This is a genomic window from Streptomyces sp. QH1-20, assembly GCF_041283565.1.
GTDB classification, from domain to species: Bacteria; Actinomycetota; Actinomycetes; order Streptomycetales; family Streptomycetaceae; genus Streptomyces; species Streptomyces syringius.
In genome coordinates this window covers 1,092,752-1,112,550 of sequence record NZ_CP166299.1, presented here as the reverse complement: position 1 = coordinate 1,112,550, position 19,799 = coordinate 1,092,752, and the positions used below count along the sequence as shown (strand labels likewise).

The window sequence follows — 19,799 nt, the reverse complement described above, 5'->3', positions numbered from 1 at the left end:
AATTCTCTCTGCCATGCCGATCCAGCTCGATGCGTGCACCTTCGCCTACGGGCGCAGGAAGCCCCCGGTTCTCGACCGGCTGTCCTACACCGTTCCGGAGGGCTTCACCGTCCTGCTCGGCCCCAACGGCGCCGGGAAGTCCACCCTTCTCAAGCTCGCCGCCGGAGTCGCCCTCCCCTCAACAGGCCGCGTGCGCCTGGACGGCCTCGGCTCACACAGCCGGGAGTACAGGCAACGCGTGGCGTGGATGCCGCAGGCCATCACCGCCATGACAGGCCTCACTGCCCGCGAGCAGGTTGCCTACACCGGCTGGCTCAAGGGCATGAACCGCTCCGACGCCTGGACCGCCGCTGACAAGGCTCTGACCCGGGTCGAGCTCGCCGACCGGGCCGATATGAAGACCAAACACCTCTCCGGAGGCCAGCTCCGCCGTGTCGGTGTCGCCTCCGCACTCGTCCACGACGCCACCGTGCTCCTCCTGGACGAGCCGACCGCTGGAATGGACCCCACGCAACGTCGCATCTTTCGCGACCTGATCCTGACCCTCGCTACCGCAGAAGTACGGGTACTGATGTCCACACACGACGTTGGTGATCTGGCGGAAGAAGCCCATCACGTCACCGTGCTCACCGACGGGCGCATCAACTTCACGGGCTCCACTGGCGATTTCCTGGACCACGCCCCGGCAGAGATCCCCGAAGGACGCCGGGCCGAAGCCGCATACACCACCGTGTCCGTATCCCGCACCATGTCCGGCTAGGCAGTGTCCGGCGGATCATGCGACTGTCGGACTGCTGGCTCGTTTTGCCGGCATGGGGCGGGGCGATCTGACGAATGCCGAGTGGGTCCGGCTGGAGCCACACTTGCCGGCATCGGGACAGCGTGGCGGACGGTGGACCCACCACCGCAAGGTGATCAATGGGATCTCGTTCCGGGGGCGAACGGGCATACCGTGGCGGGATCTTCCCGAGCGTTTCGGCAGCCGGAAGACCGTCTACGAACGGCACCGGCGTTGGTCGGCGGACGGCCCGTGGGGCCGGATCCTGCGTGCCACTTCGAACACGACGGCGAGCACAACGGCCGCCCCGCCTACCGCCGAACGGACGGGACCATGTGGTGTGCCTGGTCACTGACCGACGGCTGGCACTGCGAGATCGCTGACGGCCTCGTCACCGCCCATCCCCTCAACAGTCACGCTGACGAACCCGAACCCCCTGCCACCATCTGGCGCAGCTTCAAGAACGACCGCTCCTATCCTTACGACCTCAGGCCCCTCGCCCCCGAAGTATGATCCGCCGGACAGTGCCTAGCGGTTCCACTCGCCGGGCGCGGGTCGCACAAACCTGGCCGCCGGGGCCGAACTGCCCGAGCTCGGTCATCAGCGCGGCGCCGGTGCCGATCTCATCCGCTGCCCAGCCGGTGATGTTCAGCAGGACGTCCAGACGAGTGCGGCGTAGGCCCGGATCGAAGCGAACAGTCGCCGGGGTGGCATCCTCTGACTTCGGGGCAGGCCGCGGATCGAAGTCGTACATCGTCGTCGTACCGGTCCAACGAGCGCTGGCGTCGGAGGCTCGCCTCCGTCCACAGCGCACCAGCGTTCGCCAGCCGGACAGACCGATCAGATCGATGCAGTAGTCGGCCGCCGCGCCGAATTTCGTGTGGTCTGTCCTCGGGACGCCAGCCGGCGCGCGGATACTCCAGCCGAACGGATCACTGCAGCTCGCACGGAGGACCTCATGCCGCAGGACATCGATTTCGGGCTTCCCTTCCCTTTACGCCTCAGCCCGGATCTGGATTTGTGCACGGATGTCATGGCGTTCTTCTTCGTCATCGACGATCAGCTCGACGGCCCTCTGGGCGCTGCCCCCGAGCGTGTGGCCCGGGTGTGCCAGGGCCTTATCGACATCGTCCACGGCACACCGCCCGCGCCCGGCGCCGATCCCTGCTCGGTGGCGTTCGCCGACCTCGGGAGACGCAGCACGGACGAGGCGCCCGCCCGGGTGGGCGGCGCGGGCCTCCCATGAGTGGGAGTACTACTTCGCCGCCCAGGCGCACGAGGCGATCAACCGGCGCCGCGGTGTGCCGGCTGACATGGAGCAGTACCTGCAGGTGTGCCGGGGCATCGCCGGTACGGGGCTGACCGTGTCGCTGGGGGAACGTGCTGCCGGGATCGCTGTTCCGGCAGCGGCCTTTCACAGCCCGCAGTTGCGGATCATGCGGGAGATCGCGGTGGACGTCCCGCTGATGTGCAACGACGTGTACTCCCTGAAGAGGGGCTCCGCTTCCGCGAGCCCCTGGCCATGTGTACAGGCCGGGCACCTGGTCCTGCCGGTGTCAGAGGTAGGAGAGCCCGTCGGTGTAGCCGGGGAGGTTTTTGATCTTTTCGGGGTTGCGGATGGCCTTTTTAGGGAGCTTGGCGGAGTTGACCGGCTTCCACCTCACGTGGACCAGGCCGTGCCGGACATCGCCGTTGAGTTCCGCGAAAGAGTCCTTGTTCAGGTCCAGGCCCTTGCCGCCGTTGTCCACGGCGATGACATAGACCGGGTGCCTGGGCCGCTTGGGGTTGGTCACCTCCAGCACGGTGCCGCACTCGGACTGCTTCAATCCCTGCACGGCGGTGACGTACTCCATGCTCACGTCCTTCGACGTGACGCCGCAGAAGAGCGGGTTTCGGTAAGCCTCCCGGCCGGACTTGAAGTCGTGAAACGAAACCTTCTGGTCCCCGGTGAGGACCCCGTCAGCAGCCATCCCGGAGGGGGAATGCGCTGCCCCGGAAGCCGGAGACGCGACAGCGAGAGGTGGCGTCGCGGGGCCGACGGCGGCCAGGGCCGTCAGCGCCGCCGCACCGAGAACGCGGGTGAGATACATGCCCCCTCAACGATCACGAGTGCTGGCAGCAACGCCCCCGCGCCGCTGCGACGTTTCGGCCTCTTGCGCGGTGCTGCTGTTCCTCTCGGGCGATCAGCTGCGCGAGCACGTCGCGGTCCATGTACGGGGCGACGCGGCGAGCACCAGGCGCTGGAATTCGGCCGGCTCCAGGGCCTCCACCTCCCACCGCACCGGGCGGCGGGGGTCGAAGCCGTAGCGGCGTGCGAAGGCCGGTCACCTCGGGTCGCTGCTCTTGCCCTTGGTAGCCGGGAGCCCGTACCCGCGCACCTGCTCGTAGGTGAGCAGCACCCTGGTCACCCAGCTCCAGCAGCCCGCCGCTCTACCCAGTCCCGCTTGATGCCCTCACCCGAGCAGTCGAAGTCGCCAACCACGAGGAGACAGGCTTCGCGCTGTGCTCGTGGGCGACGCGTTCCCAGCCGGGGACGTCTCCGGGTCGTCCTTCGTACCTGTTAGTGAGCCGGGCATACCAAGCGCACCTGTACGCCCTGGTCGCACGCCCTTGCGCTGAGCCAGGCTCGGTAGCTCACACGGCGCCCGTTTCGGTAAGGAGCACAGCGTGTCGATTGCGAAGGGGGTCGCCCTGCTGGTGGCCGCTGCAGGCATCGTTCTTGCCACAGGTACCGGGGCGTTTGCCGACGCCGATGTTGATGCCAATGTCGCTGGTCTCGCCAACGTTGACGCCGACGTCAACATCCTCCCGTATCGCTATGGCCCCCATGGGTACGGCAGCCTTCTCAACGCCGACATTGACCTAAATCTCCTTAACGGGTACGACCGCGGCTATCGCCAATCTCGGTAGGGGCACTGAGGTTTCAGGCGTGGCACCTGTCTGCGAGGCCAACCTGCTGGGGCCCCGTTTGCCAGGAGGACAGCGGTGATCGGGGACGGGTGCTTTGGTGGCCTCGAGGCCAGTTCCGCGCCGGCGTCCGCATCAAGCGCGTCCGCAGCGTGCCGGGCGTCTACGAGCTCACCTGGCCCAGCGACGGCCGGGCGACCTGGTCGTACGGACAGGAACGGATACGGGGTGCGCAGCACATCGTCTGGCGCCGCAACGGCGGACACGACATCTTCGGCAGGCCCAGAGGAATCGCCCCACCGGAGGGTATCGCCTCCAACAGGACAGACACTGCGCGGCGGCGTGGTGGGGTCAGTGCTCGGCGCGGTGGTCGTAGACCGTGAGGGCCAGGGCTCGCATCGCCGCCTGGGCACGTGCGGCGTCCAGACCCTGGTCGACGGCTTCCAGTGCTTCGGCCGCCGAGACCCGTACCGCGAGGGGGAGGCCGTCGTAGGCGGCGGCACGGTAGGCCAGGGTGCGGCGGGCCTGGCGTTCCGTTTCGCTCACCCCGTCGGGGGTGAGCGGGAAGACCGCGGCCTGGTAGGTCGCGATGCTCACGAGGACCGCGTCGGCGATCCCCTCCGCGTAGCCGTCGGCCCGGGCGGCACCGGGGTCGGGCGGGAAGAGGGCGGCAATCTGGCGGCGGGCGAGGAACGAGCCGATCCCCGCGCCCAGGCCGGCCGCACCCGCGGCAACCAGGGCCGTCGTCCTGCCGCCCAGGAGAAGACCGAAGCAGACTCCGCCGAGCACCGCACACGTCACCAGCACGAAGGTGATCAGCAGGTGTATGTGGGTGGCGAGCGGAGACGTCATACCCAGCAGTATGCACAGCATCTCCGGCACCTCCAGGGGGCGGACCGTAGAGCCCGGCCGCTGCTTACGGGCCCTGGACAGCTCTGCCGGTCCTTGTCCACAGCGGAGAGGGGCCGCCACCCCGGAAGGTGTGGCGGCCGTGTGGCGGCCCCTCGCCGGTTCAGTTACGCGTCGCTATGGTTTCGGAACCACTGCGCGACCTGGTCGGCATGGGTGTCCGGTGGGAAGACGGGGTAGAAGACGTGCTCGATCGTGGCACCGCGCAGTACGAGGGTGAGACGCCGGTAGAGCGTCTGGCCGTTGGCTTCGAACGTCGGGAGCTTCAGCTCGTCCGCGAGCGTGAGCCGGGGTCGGAGAGCATCGGGTAGGGCAGGTGCAGGCGGTCCACGAGCGCCTGCTGGTAGTCGGCTCGGTCCGAGGACAGGGCGAGAATACGGCCGACGCCTTCCGCCCTGAGCGCGTCTAGGTTGTTGCGGAAGCTCCACCGCTTCCTGGCTGCATCCGCGGGCGCCGGAGATCTCGTTCCAGCCCTCGGGGATGTCGGCGGCCGGGCCTCCGGTGAGCGGGTAGAGGAAGAGCACCCAGCGGCCGTCGGAGACCGTGTCCAGGCGGATGTTGCTGCCATCCGTGCCGCTGAACGACAGGGCGGGGAGCGTTCGGCCCGGCAGATGGGCGGCGATGCCATCGTCCACCGGGACCGGCAGGTCGGAGGGCAGGGGGCAGCCTTGGGCAGCATCTCGTCGGGCTCCTTCGATGGGTCGGTGGCGGAGGGAAACCTCGCCGGGCCGCCGCGTTCCGGCGGCTGATCAGCTGATCCCGGCTCTGCGTCAGCCGGGCGACGAGGAGGTCAAGTGCCTCGATCTTCTGCTGGTAGGCCGCCAGGGTCTCCGCGCAGTAGTCGCCCGCATCGTGTCCCGCGCGCAGGCAGGCAAGAAATGGCCCTGTCTCGAAGCGCACACCGTACGTGGGCCTGATCACCGCCATCGCGGCATCGACGAGCGCGGGTACGCACCGTGACCGGCGCGTGGGATTTCACCACCAGACATTCCTTCGATGGAAGGAATTCTCCATCTCCACGCCCTGGCTGGAGTCGCCGGATCCGCGCCTCCACTGTGGCTCGTGGTCGAACTCGAAGCCCTGCCCGGGGGGAGTCGGGGCGATGTACCGACGATGATGGAGAGGACTCCGATGACTGCTGAGCGTGTGCTCGCACCGACTCCCACGGCGGCGTACCGATGGCGATGGCTGGCGCTCACCGCCCTGCTGCTCGGTGAGGTCTTCGCCATCGACAGGGCCGTCGCCGCGCCTGGTACTACGCCAGTGCGGACTACCCCGCTTACTGGAACGCCTACGGCAGTGTGAGCAAGGGTGGTCAGTCGGGGTACTACCGCACGCCAGAGCCCGTCACGCAGGCTTCCCGCAATGGCACGGCCAGCGGTGGTTCTCTCGCAGTCCTCAACGGCTGCGGTGCCTACAGCGTCGACATGCGCTTCCAGCAGTACGGTCCGTACTGGGACGGCTACGAAGGCCATGAGCGAGTGACGATCGACCAAAACCGCACGTACATCAACGTGCCGTGCTAGCGACACGGTAATCCTGTTCGCCAGCCGCTTGGAGACAGGATCGGTAGTGGGTCGTTTCGGGTCCTGCGGGGCCCCGGAACGGGTGCAGAGTTCAGTGGGCAGAGCGCCCCGACCGTTGACAACGTGATTCCGAACCGGCTGGCCCGGTGTTGACGCTGCGTAGTGTCGGTTGGGGGAACCTCTGGACAAACCGCCGTGCGGGTCACGGCCGCGGACGACCATCAACGTAACCTCCTGCGCGTGCGCGTGGGACGGCTTCCAGCGGTCGGTGTCGTCCGTGCGGTCCGTCCTGCGGAACAGTCGGCGCCCCCGCTCGTGCCGGGCTCGGGCCTTGCTCCGTCGGAGGCGGTGCGGTCAGCTTGCGCCCGGTCCGTGGCCGAGCGAAGGGTTGGGCCGGAATTCGCCATGCCGAGCGGCGGAACCGGCCAGTCGGCACGCTGCCTGATGAGGAGTCGGCCAACCGGTCGTACTGTCGTCTGCCTGCGCCCCCAGGGGCACAAGGCTCTTCGGGGTTGTGCGGCAGAAAGCGGGGAGGATTTCCATGAGACCCTCGATGTGGCGTCACAGACGCCCGACTCTCACGACAGCCCTCACAGCCGCAACAGCACTCGCATTGATCCTGCCCGCCGCCGCCATGGCGGAGGCCGGAACCCCTGGCCCGGAGGCCCGGGGCGCGGCTGGGGCAGGAGCAGTCAGCTTGACCGTAGGCGCCCCGGCCGCCGACACACCTCTGACGATGGAGGACGCGGATGCGGCGGCCGCCGCCGACCCGAACGCCCCGAAGCCGGTGAGCTGCAGGGAGAGGTCCGCGAAACTCAACCGCACCTCACACTGCTACCGGAACGCCTTTCCGATCGAGCTGACGAACGATGCAACGGGGAAGGTTGAAGGGCGGGCCCGTATACACGTCCACGTGAAGGTGAAGCTCGACCCGCGCAACCGCCACAAGTGGCAGCACAGCGTCACACTGAAGATCACGGACCCCTGGGGTCCCATGGCGCTGGCGATCCAGGGCAACGTGGGCCTGAGGTGCAGGGCCTGTACCTCCAGCCGCCAGTGGCCGCAGCCCCTGCCGCCGAAGATCTCGAAGACGTTCACGATGACGGTCTCATCACCGCACGACGTGACCATCGAGGACAACATGCTGACGTTCGTCGCTCTCACGGCGCCCAACGCCAGCAACGTGCCGTCTCACTCCGTGGGCCCGGAGCTCAACGTCCGCTGCGACAACACCCCCTACGTCAGCCCGCAGCCGAAGGGCGGCTGCGTGTACAAGGACTTCAAGCCGACGTACTTCGTCTCGCGCAGCCACAGCGTGTACGGACCGGTCGCGAAACACATCACGGAGGCGCAGCGCCGCCTGAACCAGGCCTGGGGGCTGCAGGGCCGGGGTCCGGCGCTCCAGGTCACGAGGGACGGTACGCTCAACGATCTCAACCGCAGGGCGGCCTGCGGGAGGAGCCCGGCGGCTAGCTGTGACGAGTACCCCTTCGCGTCGACCTATCAAGGGGCGCACCGCAACAAGGACTTCTCGACGAAGACAATTCCTCTGACGCCCAACACCAACGAGGGCAACTACCGGCAGCGCTGGTACAACCGCAACCGGCTCCTGGAGAGCGACGCCTTCTGGGTCCAGCAGACACGCTGAGGCGAAACGGGCTGGCGGCGGCTGCGGCAGATTCGGATGGCCGACGCGGCCGTCGGCACTCAGTGGCAAGGACCGGGGACATGGTGCCGGGAGGGACCTACCCGCCGGAGCGCGCGCCGGGATTGCGCTGCTGGTGTCGAATCCGGGCCGTCACATGCTGGCCACGGCCGACGACAGGGCTTCGAAGCGGTAGGCCATGCGTTGAGAGCTGACGGTGCCGATGAGTCCTTCGGCTTGGTCGAGGAGTTGCCGTGCGTGGTCGCCGTCGCCGCACTGGTGGACGGTGTCGGCCAGGTCGAGCACGGCGTAGAGGTGGTCGCGCGGGTAGTCGGGTGCGGCCGCCTCGACGCGGTTGCGCAGGAAGGGTACGGCCCGTGATGGCTGGTCGCAGGCGAGCCAGGCGCGGCCGGTGGCGGCGTCCACGGAGTCCTTCGTGGCGAGGAGTGAGTGCGGGGGTACTGCTCGACAGTTACGCAGAGCCCTCGTTCTCGGCCCGTACCCGGGCGGCGGGCGTCACTTCTCGTCCGCGCCGGGTTCCGCGCTGATGGATGCCTGGTAGACATCCGCGTAGGTAGGGGAATCCTTGACCAGGTCGTCGCAGAACGCGGCGACGTCGGTGCCGATGAGTTCCACAACCCCCTTGCCTGCGGCGACGCCCTCCTCGAAGAAGTCGACGATCCCAGGGAGCAGGGGCCCTTCAGGCAGGCTGATCGGTCCGACCTTGAACAGGTACTTCTGCATCTCCTTGTAGACGATCTGGTAGTCCGGCGGGGTTCGCCGCCAGGCGCTCGACGGCGGCCAGGGCGTCCCGGCGGTTCCTGCTCAGCGCAAGGCCCGACGCGAGTACGAGAACCGCGTCACCGGCCTCGGAGTATCGGCCTGACCAAGATCATCACCTTGGCGTTATCCGCTGTACCGAGTTTCCCCGAGGCCGGTCACGGTGGCTGTGAGGTCAGCCGTTGGCCTTGTCTACAGCGGGCTTGATCTCGTTCGCCTGGTTGACCATGTCCTGCGTGATCGTCCCGCCCGGACCCGCCTTGATGATGCCGTTGACAAGGTTGCCCAAGGAGTCGGTCACGCCGCCCAAGGAGTTACCGACGGTGTCGCCGAGGCCGCCGGGGAGGTTTCCCAGATTTTCGGTCACGAGTGTTCCCTCTCATCGTTTTGGCGCATGCCCCCTTGACGAGGTGGCACGGTCGGACCCTGCTGCCCTACCCCACAGCTCGCCTGCCCGGCCCCTGGAGGCGCCAAGGCCATCCGCATGGAGCATCGGTGGCACCGTGGCCAGCTGCGCCCCGACCTACGGGGCACCCTTTAGCCGACCATGATCGTTCTCACCGATAACCGCTGTACCGATGTTCCCCCAGGCCGTGATCGACGGCATACGGTTCCGGGTTCGAACGGGCGTTCCGTGGCGGGACGTGCCCGTCGAGTACGGCCCGTGGGGCAGGATCTACGACTTGTTCCGCCGATGGCAGCGAAACGGCACCTGGCACCGGGTCTTCAGCCGGCCCCAGTCCCCGGCCGATGCGAAGGGTGCGATCGTGTGGGATCTGAGCGTCGATTCCACGGTGTGCCGCGCCCATCAGCACGCGGCTGGAGCCCGGAAGCAGGGTGACTTAAGAACCGGACAAGGTCGACCAGGCGCGCCACCGCAAACAGCGCGGCTCTCGCGGCGGCCGGCCGCTGAAGTTCGACCCGGTCGACTACCGTGAGCGCCACGCGGTCGAGTGTGGGATCAACCCGGCTCAAGAGGTACCGCGCCGTCGCCACGCGATACGACAAGCTAGCGGTCCGCTATGAGGCGACCGTCCTCATAGCGGCCATCGCGAATGGCTGTGACCAGCACACATCGAGCGCGGCCAAAAACCAGCCCGCAGGCATGGAGGTGCTCTCACTCCACGGCAGCATTGAGGAGAATCTGCGCCAGCTCGCGCGGCTGGGAGAACGTCGGCCATGGCCGGTGTCCATCTTGACCAGCCGCCAGCGCTTGCTGTTCAGCAGCTCAGCCACATCTTCGTCGGGCTCGGCGTCGTCAGGCTCGGCCCCTGGCATCATGCACAGGATGTATGCCGCCGGAAGTTCACCGAGCGGCCCCGATAGCACAGCGGGCTCGGTCAGCGTGGCACCTGGGGTGAGGCGTCGAGCCACGCACGAGGCGTGCGATCTGCTCATCGGTGAGACCCTCGCCGTCGTAATGAGCAGCTGACGCGAGCGGCCAAAACCCTCCGCTCTCGGCGATCGATGCCTCCACTGCCGCCCCGCCATCCGGCCAGGCGGAGGCAAACGACTCGCCGTCAGTTGGAACACTTGAGTCGACGAATACTACGCGGGCCAGTCGGTCACCGATCCGCTCCGCGGCCTGACCTACCGGGATGCCCGAGTAGCTGTGACCCACCAGGACTACGTCACGCAGACCCTGGCGTTCTACCTCGGCAACGATGTCCTGGACGTGAGTCGCTTGCCCCGCCGGTACACCCTGCTTGTCAGCAAGACCGGACAGTGTCAACGGATAGCCGCCGTGGCCGGCCGCGTGCAGATACGGCACCACCTCGCCCCACGCCCACGCCCCGAGCCGTGCACCTGCAACCAGCACGAGATTCACCATGCCCGCACCGTAGCCGGGCAACCTGACGACCTCTTAGGAAATCCTCTCGATACACGCCCTAGCGCCGGGCCTTCTCCGGCGCTGCTACGTGAGAGGTGGCGGCAGCTACACGAGAGCACGGCCTTCTCGTTGCGGAGCATGATGAATGTGGCTCTTCGACCCGCTAGCCAACCGTGATCGTTCTCAGCGCCAACGGGTGTACCGATGTTCCCCGAGGCCGTAAACAATCAGTTAGACAAGGGTTGGAAACACGAACGGCACGTCGGTCAGCTGTTCCGACAACTCCCACAGACGGCGGCCGGTCTCGGCATCGGCAGCCGCGGGGGACAACTGCACCCGCGTCGGTGCGCCGCGCAGCTCGGCCAGGCCGTCCGGCCCGATGAATTGCCCGCTCTCCACGTCGGGGGCGGTCGCCGCGTACAGCTGGGGCAGCGCTCCCTGGTCCGGGGACTGGGCGAGCGGAGTGAGGATGCGGCCGAACAGCACCTTCACCATGCCGACCGGCCCGCTCGTCTGCAGGTTGGTGGCGGTATAACCCGGGTGGGCGAGCAAGCTGCGCACCGGGCCGCCGGCTGCGGCCAGCCGCCGGTGGAGTTCCCATCCGAAGACAGCGTTGGCGAACTTCGATTGGTTGTAGAAGGCCATGGGCGAGTACTTGCGTTCGCCGGAGAGGTCGTCGAAGAAGAGGCGCCCCTGCCGGTGGTTGGTCGAACTTACCGTGACCACGCGGGGGTCGCGCCCGACGGTCAGCAGGTCGAGCAGCAACCCCGTGAGTGCGAAGTGGCCGAGATGGTTGGCGGCGAACTGCAACTCGTGGCCCTGCGCGCTGAGTGTCCGCGGCGGCGCCATCACGCCGGCGTTGTTGATGAGCACGTCCAGCCGCGGATGGTCGGTATGCAATTGATGAGCGAAGGCTCGGACCGAGTCGAGATCGGCAAGGTCGAGGTGGCGCACCTCGAGGCTGGCGCCCGGCTGATCGGCGGTGATCTCTGCGACCGCCCGGTGGCCCTTTCCTTCGTCGCGTACCGCAAGGATCACGTGCCCGCCCTGCCGGACGAGCGCCCGGGTGGTCGCCAGGCCGAGGCCGCTGTTGGCTCCGGTGACGACGAACACCCGCTTGGTCTGGTCCGGAATCTGCTCGGCAGTCCAGCGCTGATGCTGTGTCATGCGGCATACGGTGCCCCCAATGGCACTTGGTGTCAAGGTGCGCCTAGGTGCCACACGAGGCATGGCTTTACCATCGTCCGGTGACTACCCGCCCTGAAATCAGCATGGCCCAGCGCAAACGTCAGCTCGTCTCGCACGAACTGACCGAAGCGGCTCTGCAGTTGCTAGCGCTGGAGGGGTTCGACTCGGTCACCATCGACGAGATCGCGACCACAGCCGGCGTGTCCAAGCGAACGTTCTTCCGGTACTTCGCGTCCAAGGAGGACGTGGTCGTCCAGTTCCTGGCCGACATGGGCACCGGAATTCGCGCAGAGTTGGCAGCCCGCCCCATCGAGGAGCGACCCTCCGCGGCGCTGCGGCACGCCGTCTCGGTCCCCATCACCGCCTGCGCCGACCACTCCGACAGAGCACTGCGAGTGGTTCAGCTGATTCTGTGTACCCCCGCCCTGCTCGCACGCTTCCTGGAGCGCCAGGCGCAGTGGCGCGACGACCTGACGGCGGAGTTGGCTAGCCGCCTGGGGCTCGACCCCGACACCGACCTGTACCCGCAGCTAGCCGCCGGGATGACTCTGACCGCCTTCAACACCGTGCTACATCGGTGGAGTGACGGCGGCAGTGCCGAGGACCCCTCCGAACTGACCAACCGGGCCTTCGCCGTCATCGCCCCGGCGTTGGACGCCGTCGAACAGCGGTCCTCTCCCGCGCACGTGCATCGCGGTGGATGAGTGAGCTGCTTCTGCAGCCGTCAAGGGGCGTCTGCTGGTGGGCGGCGTCTACCTACGTGCCACTGAGGCAACGACTGCGCTGGCTGGCCGCGTCGATCAACAGACACTTTTGCGAGGCCGACGGGCTCGCCGACAGCACGGCGGTGCGCCGACTATCCACCCATTTTGAAACGATCAGTAAGACCGGCAGGAACCCGTCCGTCGCCTCGCTCTACCGCGCGCTCGCCGAGGCCGACTAGATCAAGATCATTCCGTGGCCCGTTTGGGCCGTATCTGGGTCACACCCCTAATCGAGCTCTTCGGCCTCCAGATGGCGTTGCAGATTGATGTGGCGGAACTGGTAGACGGCACCCGTCCTGCGGAGCACTCCGCGTTCGCTGTGCGCGTCGGCCAGGAAAGCCATGAGGTCGCGAGGGGTGCCCTTTCGTATCCGCAGGTAGACCTGGGTCAGGGTGAAGAGTCCCCAGGCGGTTTCCCCGAAGCCGATCGCCAGGCCCGTCACCACGCCCACCACGGGCGCGGCGACCACGGCGGCGGTCCGCCCGGCCACCAGGTCCGCGATCAGCCCCGCCACCGGGCCGGCGGCCAGGGCCCAGAGCAGCATGGTCCGCCGGGCCGTACGGCGGTCGTGGGCGAGCGAGCCGGAAGGACTGCTCCAGGCGGGGGCGTCGAGGGGCTCGGGACGCAGGCCGGTCATGAAGCCGACCACGAAGCCGATGGCGAGTACGGACACCAGGGCGAACCTGATTCCGGTGACGGGTCCGACGGCGAAGCCGGTCACCATCCCGGCAACGGTCCCGGGTACGACTCTGGAGTGCCGCCAGGACCAGCTGATCCGGCTGGCCGGGCTCCGCCGCTGCACGGTTGCCAGGACGGCGACGGCGCCGACCGTCAGGCCCGCGCCCAGCCCGGCGGCGGGCCCGGCGACGGACCAGGGCACGGCGGCGACCGCGACCGCGGCGCTGCCCGCCACCAGCAGCCGCGCCGACCTGGAGGGAAGCGCCCGGTGCAGTTCCCACCAGGCGATCTCGGTGCTGCCGGTGAGGTTGTCCCTCATGTGGTGGGCGAGGACGACAAACGCCCGCCGGGCCTCGACGTAGGTCCAGGGGCAGGGGCGCTGGGGTTTCGGCCGGTACGCGGCGCGGATGAACGCGCCGAACAGATGCCGCTCCACCTCCTCCCGGGTGGTGAGGGCGAGCAGCTCCGCAGGGCCGCGCGAGGAAGTGGGAGTCGGTGGCCCGGGTTCGCCCTCCGGGTTGTAGACCGCCCGGGCGAGAGAGACGCCGAGCGGTGTGGCGAGCGTGCGCGCCAGAGGACAGAGGCCGCCCAGGCGCCCGAGCACCTCGCCCCACCGTTCCTCGACGGCGGCCGCGGCTTCGGCCGTCCGTGCCCCGTCGCCATAGGCAGTGGCGCGCAGATACTCCCCGACCTCCGCGCTGTCGAGCGGGCGGAGTTCGATCGCGGCCGCGTCTGCGAGAGGGGCCGCGTGCTGCAGCATTCGGCGGTACTCGGTGGAGCGGCAGGAGAGCACCACCGGCTGGTCCAGCGGCAGTGAGCCGTTCACGACCGCCATCGCCCGCCTGCGCCGCTCGTCGGGCAGCTCGTCGAAGCCGTCCAGCACGGGAACGATCCTTTTGTTGTCCAGCAGCGCGCGGGCCAGGCTCACGTCGCCGTACGCGGGTGGGGCCGGATCGGCCAGTGTCCGGTGGTCCCGCTCCAGTTGGCCGGACATCCATGTGTACAGGGTGTCTTCCTGGCCGTGGAGCCCGTGCGGCCCCGGCTCGAGGCTTGCCACGGAGAAGAGGACCGGCACCGGGCCCCCGTCGGTGCCGCGCCGCTCGAGCAGGCCCAGCAGCAGCCGTACCAGGAGAATGGTCTTCCCTGAGCCCGGCTCCCCGAGCAGGACCAGCCGGCGGGTGGGGATCCGGTGCAGGAAGATCTCGGCGATCTCGTCTTCCTGCCCCTCCAGCCCGGCGGGTCCGGTGGCCCAGCCGGCGGGGTCCGAGGGCGGGCCGCCCGGCCACCTCCTGGCCGCCTCGGTCACTTCCCGCCACGGAACCGACAACTCCGCAGGTGCCGCGGCCCAGGAGACCGTGGGCGGAAGGGGCCGGACCAGCCGGCGCCGGCCGAGCTCGGCGCTCCACTGCACCTGCACCGCTCCGGCCAGTTCCTCGGCGACCGCCGGGAGCTCACGCCGTGCCGCCTCGCTGCGGTCGTCCCGGTAGGCGGCCCAGGTAAGGAAGGCCACCGCGAGCGTGGGCGGCAAAGCGGGCAGCGCTGCGTCCAGTCCGCCACTGCGGTAGGCCAGATACACCGTGGCTGCCATCCCACCGAAGGTGAGCAAGGCGTAGAGACGCCCGATACGCCGGACCCGGGCCCTCGTCCCGGCACCCCTGGCCCTCGACCGCGCTGCCGACCCCGGCCACGACCACATGTTCTGTCAACGACCCACCCGATAGCGGGACACGAAGGATGCGATGGGCGCCCGGGGTGGTCCAGCTCGATCGGAGTGAAGGAGAAGTACACTGCGGCCTGGAACGGCGGCATCAGCTCGCCGCCGGGCTGCGGCGCGGGGGCCGGCCACCAGTCGGGCGCGACCGACGCCCAGCCCTCGGGGCTGCGGGACAGGAGCTGCTCGTCATACGGGAACTGGTGCAGGACGTGCCCGTCTCGGGTGGCGAGCACTATGTTCATGCACGGCGCCGGGCCGACGATCGGCAGCTCCCAGGCGGCGGCGACCTCGTGGGTCTCCCAGGCGAGAGCGGCCTCGTCCGCGCCGGCCGCCGCCGCGATGTTCGCGAGCTCGGCGATCCCGGGGCGCCGGCCTGGCCGACCGCGTGCTCGCTCACCTGCAGGCCACCGGAAGCATCGCCCCGTAGTGCTGGGGCGCTGGCCCCTGGGGGGGCCCGCGCGGGTCAGGCGGTGTCGGCTGCGGGGGCACTTTCAGTTCGTTCGGTATGCACAGGTTGCGGTGTGGGTTCAGATCGTTCCGTAGGGCACTGTCTTCGCTACCACATCAGAGAGGCCTGTGAGCATGCCGAATTCGCCGCTATTTTTCGCGTACTTCGGTGTGGCTGTGACCTCAACCCATGCCTCTCGCTTTGAGGTTGTGCAGCGGACGCTGCCGTCCGGCTGCTCCTCCGGCAACCACTCGACACCACCAATCTCAATGGTGGGCGCATACGGGTTGTAGCGCTTGTATCCCGGTGTGACGATCAAGGGGCGCGACACGCCGCATTGCAGAGTGATCGTGGGTTCTCCCCAGGCGGCGATGAAGTCTGAGTCTGATTGGAGGGCGTGTCGCTTCATGCCCTCCAGGGTGGCTGGCAGCTTCGTGTGAAGTGCGCTGCAGTGCGCGGCCTGTTGACCAGTTGGTGTGGGTGCCGGCAGGTCACTCGCAGCCCTGTTAGTGGCCGAGCAGCCAACAGCAGCGAGCAGGGCAGCGATAACGGGCAAGCCGAGCCACCGGCGGGGGAGAGCCTTCACCAGGCTGATCATAGAGATACAAGCCCCCCTGGGTCGCTGCGGGCTTCGGAGAGCTTGCAGTGCTGGGCGCAGCTCCTCTGACCTTCACAGGGCAGTCGCCGGGGGGGGAGGAGGAGACCGGAAATCGGCTGGCCACCGAGTGCGCTCACCGATATATGATCTTGCTGAGCTGGGGGGCTCGTGAGGTGGGGGTGGGTGTGAACAGGACGTCCAGGGCTATGACCGGTGATGCTGACTGCGGCGTCCATTCTGGCGATCGATCCGAGGTAAAACCAGTTCGGATGGACCCGCAGTAAGTCTACCTCTTGCTTTGTGGCATGTTTCCCATTCCCGCTTAGTGAAGCTCGTACAACCCTGACACCTTGGTTAATAATTGGAACTGGAAGTGTCTGGAGATCGACGGCTCCAGCAAGAGCAATGGCGCCCGCGCTCAAATGTGGGACTGTCGGGGCCAGGCTGGAGCCGTTTGGCGGTTTGAGAACCAGGGTGGCTGGTACCGCATCATAAACGTCAACAGCGGAAAGTGCCTGGAGATCGCAGACTCCCGCACCGACAACGGGGCTCCGGCGCAGCAGTGGAGTTGCTCGGGTGGCGACACACAGTGCTGGGGATTCGCCGGCGGTCAGATCTTTAACAAGAACAGCCAGAAGGTTCTCGAGATCGATGGCGGGAGCGACGCCAACGGCGCCCGCGTCCAGCAGTGGCAGAACGCCAATAAGACCTGGCAGGCCTGGAGCTACGGCACTGGGTGAAATGCCAGGCCCAGGCTCGCTCAACCGGGAAACCCGCCCAGCGAGAAGCCGAGCAGGCGTAGTGGCGCCGAAGCCTTGGCGCTGAGGTGAGAATCGCCCCGCCCAGTGAGGGTGGGGCGATTCTCATGCTGTCAGCCGACAGAATTGAGCCACCCTCACCGCACGGCGCGTTCTCACCGGAGACGAATACCAGGACGCGGCTCAGCGTGTCCGCGCCCACGGCGACCTCGACGCCCGCGCGGTGACCACCGCGGTGCGCAGCGTCCGCAACAACAGCCCCCATCTCCTGGACGACACCCCCGGACCGGAAACCTGCGCCTGGCCGGTCGGCGCCTGGCCCACCAGCTCGGTGCACACAGTTCTATCGGGAGTCACACACGGGGGAGCCCCGGCAGGATAAAAGCGCTGGTAGGCCGGTCGTGGCGACCGTACGGTGGCGGTCATGACCAGTCTTCCCGTTCCCGTGCCAAGCGTTTGCGTGCGGGTGAAGCTGAACATTGGTGCCTGCGGGCCGTACGCGCACATCGTCGCGGACTTCGAACCGCCAGGCTCCGGCGGTGGGCTGGAGCTGCTCAACGCCGTGCCGGGGAAGCGGCTGCCCGCCGAGTACCTTCCGGCGCTGCGGGCGGGCCTGCTGGAGGGGCTAGGGGGCGTGGCGGCCACGGTCCTGCTGACGGACGGCTCCTTCCACGAGGTGGACTCCTGTGCGCGCGGCTACGAGATCGCCGGACATCAGGCAGGCCGGGCCGCGCTCATCGGCGCCGGCCTGCTGCCGCCGGAGGAGGCCGACACCCTGCGCTGGGCCACCTGGCCGGGTCGGCCGCGCCCGCGGCACCGTCCGCGCCAGCGGTCCGTCCAGGGCAACATCGTCGGGCATGGCGGCGGATGACGAGACAGGTGGCGCGGCCGGCGCGGGCGTCGAGAACCTCGAAGCAGTGCCGGGCCCGGGCGGCCTCGAGTGAGCCCCAGTCCACGACCTCCGGGTCACCGGGAAGCTCTTGGTGCGCGATGTCGAGCAGCCAGGGCACATCGCTCTGAAGGAACATGCGGCGTGGCTCAGGCGGCGTAGGCGCGGCCGGCGGGGCCTGGGCCGAAGCGCTCGGCGAAGCCCGCGGCATGCTGGCTGATGAAGGAGCGGGCGCCTTCGACGAAGCGGATCCTGGTCAGATCAGCGTCCAGCACCTGGCCTGCATAAGCCTCGGCGGCCACACGCTTCTCGGCAGCCGCGCGCTGCAGCTGCTCGCCGTAGCGGTCCGCCGCCACAGACGGCAGAGGAACGGACAGGGCGAGGCTGGCTCACCGAGACGATCTCCATCTGATCGGCACGGCCTGCCCCGGTAGTGGAGGCAGAGCGGTACAGGTCCTCGCGGACGGGCTCGCTCGGCGCCTGGTGGACCAGATGAGGCTGGCCGGACCGATCACGGATCCGGTGGGATGGCTGATCGTCCTGGGCCTGCCGCAGCGCCAGGAGTGCGCCGAGCCTCGGTGTGACGGACGATGGCGCGCTGCTCGACTCCGGCCGGGACTGCCCGCGCTGCGAGGACCGGCAGGTCGACCGCCCTGCCCTGCGCCACGCGATCGCAGCCGCTGTCGACGCCGCACGCCTGCGAAGCGGAGCGCCGTACGGCGGGTGACTGCACGAAACCGTGAGGGCTCGCTTTCTTGTGGTGGCGGAGCGCCAGGCATGCGTGTCACTCAACGCGATACCGCTGCTACCGCGTGGGGGGCGTTGATCGCGCCTGCTGTCACGTTCGCACCGCATACAGATTCCCATCGTCGCTGCCGACGTAGACGGTGCCGTCAGCAACTGCCAGTGACGAGCGCACCAGATCGCCGGCGTCAAACCGCCGGACCAGCCGCGGTAGGGCAGTAAGTGGCCGCCGTCACTGCCGGGAGCCCGGCGAGGGAGGCACCCAGAGGCGGCCGGTGAGCTCTTGTCAGTGCCGTATGGCAAGGTCTCTCGCACGAACACGGATCGGAATGAGGAGTTCGCGGTGGGGGCCTGGGACGAAGCGCGAGTGGTGGAGCTGGCACGACGGCTGAGGGGAGCGGAGACCGGCGGCTGGAGCGGGTCGGCGCTGCGGGCAGTGGTCGAGGGCCTCGGCTGGCAGTGGCAAGAGGGCGCCGCCGGACCGCGGCTGGCCACGGGGCCGGCGCCTGACACCTCCCCTCAGTGGACGCCCCGGCTGCGCCCGGTGGACCGCTTCGAGAAGGACTACGTGCACGGCGGCGAGGAGTACGTCGGGCTGTATGTGCCCGTTGCGTTGCACGAGGGCGGTGCCGTGGGGAAGGCGACGGCCTTCCGGGCGGTTGCCGAGGTGCTGACGCAGGAGTTCGGTCCGGCTTCCCTCATGGGCGCGTACGGCGACCCCGGCCCGTTCTACGACTCCGCCCCGCTGTGGGGCAGCCCCTTCCTCCGCTGGCGTGAGCGCGAGAACACGCTGGAGCTGCACGCCGGCGAGCACGGCCCGGAGCTGCTGCTCCAGCCGACGGACCCGGTGGAGAACTGGTTCTGGCGGCAGGGACACGGTGAGCACTACGCCCTCGGCGGGTTCTTCGGCAGCCGCCGCGACCCCGCCAACGCGGGCCTGGGCTTCCCAGGCCGCTGGCGCACCGACGACTGGGACGTCTTCTCCCACGCCCTCGGTGACTTCCTCGACACCCTCCCCGCCGAGACGCACGCTCTCGGCATCGAGCTTGACTTCGGCTTCCACGCCCTGGTGCCCGGTACCTACGGCCCGATTCTGTTCCACCTCCTCTGCGGCGACCGACTGGAGATCATTTACGACCCGGAGCGCCTCGGAGAGGGCGTCACCGATCCGACCTCCTTCGGCTGGATCCCGCAGGCCACCCGCCCCGCCGCCCTGGACCACTGGCACGAGGCCCCTTACCACTCGGGGGACTTCGGCATTGGCGAGGTGGACGGCCGCCGACTGGCCCGCATGATGGTCGCCACCCTGCGCGACCTTGGCGTCTCCTCACCGAAGGACCTCAGCTTGACCGACCACGCACAGAGTGTCGGGGACTACCACGTCGATTACTACGGCCTCACCCTGCAGGAGAACCCCTAGTCAGTGTCTGACGGCTGTTTGCCGAGGTCCCGGAGCCAAGCTGACTATGGGCCGTGGGCCGCGGTGGCCAAGGCGCAGTGGAAGGTGTAGTCGCTTGCCCACCGGGTGGCCATGACCCGGGGGGCTGGAACAGGCCTTGTGACCGCGAGCCCGGTCAAAAGCGTCCGGCCATCGGCTGCACCCTGCAGGCGGCACTGGGGGTGTGAGCACGACCGCTCGGCG

General features: G+C 68.4%; 23 protein-coding genes and 4 pseudogenes. 15 read left to right on the top strand and 12 right to left on the bottom strand.

Annotation, left to right across the window (positions count from 1 at the left end; all coding sequences use genetic code 11):
• Nucleotides 1-13 precede the first annotated feature (13 nt).
• From AB8O64_RS05000 to AB8O64_RS04980, 5 genes and pseudogenes are all read left to right on the top strand, one after another.
• A complete protein-coding gene (locus AB8O64_RS05000; RefSeq protein WP_370418053.1) occupies nucleotides 14-760 on the top strand; it encodes an ABC transporter ATP-binding protein in 747 nt (248 codons plus the stop codon).
• Between the two features lie 52 nt (nucleotides 761-812).
• Nucleotides 813-1,052 (top strand): annotated as a pseudogene (locus AB8O64_RS04995) (transposase); the annotation flags it as partial.
• Nucleotides 1,031-1,291 carry a hypothetical protein gene (locus AB8O64_RS04990; protein WP_370418052.1) on the top strand — a complete coding sequence of 87 codons (261 nt, stop codon included), beginning with the start codon at nucleotides 1,031-1,033 and terminating at the stop codon, nucleotides 1,289-1,291. The pseudogene AB8O64_RS04995 and the gene AB8O64_RS04990, both read left to right, overlap by 22 nt.
• A 445-nt stretch (nucleotides 1,292-1,736) precedes the next feature.
• Nucleotides 1,737-2,024: a terpene synthase family protein gene (locus tag AB8O64_RS04985; RefSeq protein ID WP_370418051.1), complete on the top strand. Its 288-nt coding sequence runs from the start codon at nucleotides 1,737-1,739 to the stop codon at nucleotides 2,022-2,024.
• Nucleotides 1,939-2,223 (top strand): annotated as a pseudogene (locus AB8O64_RS04980) (terpene synthase family protein); the annotation flags it as partial. The gene AB8O64_RS04985 and the pseudogene AB8O64_RS04980, both read left to right, overlap by 86 nt.
• Before the next feature lie 111 nt (nucleotides 2,224-2,334).
• Here the strand turns inward: AB8O64_RS04980 and AB8O64_RS04975 are convergent.
• On the bottom strand, nucleotides 2,335-2,631 hold the full coding sequence (locus AB8O64_RS04975) for a hypothetical protein (protein WP_370418050.1): 297 nt from the start codon (nucleotides 2,629-2,631) through the stop codon (nucleotides 2,335-2,337).
• A gap of 814 nt (nucleotides 2,632-3,445) precedes the next feature.
• Here AB8O64_RS04975 and AB8O64_RS04970 point away from each other — a divergent pair.
• Complete coding sequence (locus AB8O64_RS04970) at nucleotides 3,446-3,688, top strand: hypothetical protein (RefSeq protein WP_370418049.1); 243 nt, start codon at nucleotides 3,446-3,448, stop codon at nucleotides 3,686-3,688.
• Between the two features lie 348 nt (nucleotides 3,689-4,036).
• Here the strand turns inward: AB8O64_RS04970 and AB8O64_RS04965 are convergent, their stop codons facing one another.
• Both AB8O64_RS04965 and AB8O64_RS04960 read right to left on the bottom strand, forming a co-directional pair.
• On the bottom strand, nucleotides 4,037-4,537 hold the full coding sequence (locus tag AB8O64_RS04965) for a hypothetical protein (protein ID WP_370418048.1): 501 nt from the start codon (nucleotides 4,535-4,537) through the stop codon (nucleotides 4,037-4,039).
• Between the two features lie 164 nt (nucleotides 4,538-4,701).
• Nucleotides 4,702-5,229, bottom strand: a complete 528-nt coding sequence (locus AB8O64_RS04960; protein ID WP_370418047.1) for a peroxiredoxin — start codon at nucleotides 5,227-5,229, stop codon at nucleotides 4,702-4,704.
• 666 nt (nucleotides 5,230-5,895) lie between these two features.
• Between AB8O64_RS04960 and AB8O64_RS04955 the strand changes: the two genes are divergently transcribed.
• Together AB8O64_RS04955 and AB8O64_RS04950 are read left to right on the top strand one after the other, a co-directional pair.
• Nucleotides 5,896-6,120: a hypothetical protein gene (locus AB8O64_RS04955; protein WP_370418046.1), complete on the top strand. Its 225-nt coding sequence runs from the start codon at nucleotides 5,896-5,898 to the stop codon at nucleotides 6,118-6,120.
• A gap of 697 nt (nucleotides 6,121-6,817) precedes the next feature.
• Nucleotides 6,818-7,768: a hypothetical protein gene (locus AB8O64_RS04950; RefSeq protein ID WP_370418045.1), complete on the top strand. Its 951-nt coding sequence runs from the start codon at nucleotides 6,818-6,820 to the stop codon at nucleotides 7,766-7,768.
• 150 nt (nucleotides 7,769-7,918) lie between these two features.
• Here AB8O64_RS04950 and AB8O64_RS04945 read toward each other — a convergent pair whose 3' ends face one another.
• The 3 genes and pseudogenes from AB8O64_RS04945 to AB8O64_RS04935 all read right to left on the bottom strand — a co-directional run bounded on the left by AB8O64_RS04945 (nucleotide 7,919) and on the right by AB8O64_RS04935 (nucleotide 8,912).
• A complete protein-coding gene (locus AB8O64_RS04945) occupies nucleotides 7,919-8,191 on the bottom strand; it encodes a hypothetical protein (RefSeq protein ID WP_370418044.1) in 273 nt (90 codons plus the stop codon).
• 90 nt (nucleotides 8,192-8,281) lie between these two features.
• Nucleotides 8,282-8,539, bottom strand: a pseudogene (locus tag AB8O64_RS04940) (DUF1048 domain-containing protein); the annotation flags it as partial.
• A gap of 181 nt (nucleotides 8,540-8,720) precedes the next feature.
• On the bottom strand, nucleotides 8,721-8,912 hold the full coding sequence (locus AB8O64_RS04935; RefSeq protein ID WP_370418043.1) for a hypothetical protein: 192 nt from the start codon (nucleotides 8,910-8,912) through the stop codon (nucleotides 8,721-8,723).
• Nucleotides 8,913-9,123: 211 nt separating this feature from the next.
• Between AB8O64_RS04935 and AB8O64_RS04930 the strand changes: the two genes are divergently transcribed.
• Nucleotides 9,124-9,483 carry a transposase gene (locus AB8O64_RS04930; RefSeq protein WP_370418042.1) on the top strand — a complete coding sequence of 120 codons (360 nt, stop codon included), beginning with the start codon at nucleotides 9,124-9,126 and terminating at the stop codon, nucleotides 9,481-9,483.
• Between the two features lie 179 nt (nucleotides 9,484-9,662).
• On the opposite strand, the pseudogene AB8O64_RS04925 reads toward AB8O64_RS04930, so the two are convergent.
• Both AB8O64_RS04925 and AB8O64_RS04920 read right to left on the bottom strand, forming a co-directional pair.
• Nucleotides 9,663-10,376 (bottom strand): annotated as a pseudogene (locus AB8O64_RS04925) (alpha/beta fold hydrolase).
• Nucleotides 10,377-10,607: 231 nt separating this feature from the next.
• Nucleotides 10,608-11,543, bottom strand: a complete 936-nt coding sequence (locus AB8O64_RS04920; RefSeq protein WP_370418041.1) for an oxidoreductase — start codon at nucleotides 11,541-11,543, stop codon at nucleotides 10,608-10,610.
• A gap of 104 nt (nucleotides 11,544-11,647) precedes the next feature.
• Between AB8O64_RS04920 and AB8O64_RS04915 the strand changes: the two genes are divergently transcribed.
• The gene (locus AB8O64_RS04915; RefSeq protein WP_370423795.1) at nucleotides 11,648-12,268 is read left to right on the top strand and encodes a TetR family transcriptional regulator; all 621 of its coding nucleotides are present in this window, start codon (nucleotides 11,648-11,650) and stop codon (nucleotides 12,266-12,268) included.
• On the top strand, nucleotides 12,265-12,507 hold the full coding sequence (locus AB8O64_RS04910; RefSeq protein ID WP_370418040.1) for a hypothetical protein: 243 nt from the start codon (nucleotides 12,265-12,267) through the stop codon (nucleotides 12,505-12,507). Before AB8O64_RS04915 ends, AB8O64_RS04910 begins: the two co-directional genes overlap by 4 nt.
• Nucleotides 12,508-12,554: 47 nt before the next feature.
• Here the strand turns inward: AB8O64_RS04910 and AB8O64_RS04905 are convergent, their stop codons facing one another.
• Complete coding sequence (locus AB8O64_RS04905) at nucleotides 12,555-14,594, bottom strand: NACHT domain-containing protein (protein ID WP_370418039.1); 2,040 nt, start codon at nucleotides 14,592-14,594, stop codon at nucleotides 12,555-12,557.
• Nucleotides 14,595-15,247: 653 nt separating this feature from the next.
• The gene (locus AB8O64_RS04900; RefSeq protein WP_370418038.1) at nucleotides 15,248-15,766 is read right to left on the bottom strand and encodes a DUF3515 domain-containing protein; all 519 of its coding nucleotides are present in this window, start codon (nucleotides 15,764-15,766) and stop codon (nucleotides 15,248-15,250) included.
• 350 nt (nucleotides 15,767-16,116) lie between these two features.
• On the opposite strand from AB8O64_RS04900, the gene AB8O64_RS04895 reads away from it, so the two are divergent.
• Together AB8O64_RS04895 and AB8O64_RS04890 are read left to right on the top strand one after the other, a co-directional pair.
• Nucleotides 16,117-16,506: an RICIN domain-containing protein gene (locus AB8O64_RS04895; protein WP_370418037.1), complete on the top strand. Its 390-nt coding sequence runs from the start codon at nucleotides 16,117-16,119 to the stop codon at nucleotides 16,504-16,506.
• 442 nt (nucleotides 16,507-16,948) lie between these two features.
• A complete protein-coding gene (locus AB8O64_RS04890; RefSeq protein WP_370418036.1) occupies nucleotides 16,949-17,395 on the top strand; it encodes a hypothetical protein in 447 nt (148 codons plus the stop codon).
• A gap of 167 nt (nucleotides 17,396-17,562) precedes the next feature.
• On the opposite strand, the gene AB8O64_RS04885 is transcribed toward AB8O64_RS04890, so the two are convergent.
• Nucleotides 17,563-17,769, bottom strand: a complete 207-nt coding sequence (locus tag AB8O64_RS04885) for a hypothetical protein (protein WP_370418035.1) — start codon at nucleotides 17,767-17,769, stop codon at nucleotides 17,563-17,565.
• Between the two features lie 224 nt (nucleotides 17,770-17,993).
• On the opposite strand from AB8O64_RS04885, the gene AB8O64_RS04880 reads away from it, so the two are divergent.
• A complete protein-coding gene (locus AB8O64_RS04880) occupies nucleotides 17,994-18,140 on the top strand; it encodes a hypothetical protein (protein WP_370418034.1) in 147 nt (48 codons plus the stop codon).
• Between the two features lie 111 nt (nucleotides 18,141-18,251).
• Here the strand turns inward: AB8O64_RS04880 and AB8O64_RS04875 are convergent, their stop codons facing one another.
• Nucleotides 18,252-18,362: a PQQ-binding-like beta-propeller repeat protein gene (locus AB8O64_RS04875; RefSeq protein ID WP_370423794.1), complete on the bottom strand. Its 111-nt coding sequence runs from the start codon at nucleotides 18,360-18,362 to the stop codon at nucleotides 18,252-18,254.
• Between the two features lie 138 nt (nucleotides 18,363-18,500).
• Here AB8O64_RS04875 and AB8O64_RS04870 point away from each other — a divergent pair, with 138 nt between their 5' ends.
• Nucleotides 18,501-19,577 (top strand): hypothetical protein, encoded by a 1,077-nt coding sequence (locus tag AB8O64_RS04870; protein WP_370418033.1) that lies wholly within the window; start codon nucleotides 18,501-18,503, stop codon nucleotides 19,575-19,577.
• The last annotated feature ends 222 nt before the right edge of the window (nucleotides 19,578-19,799 follow it).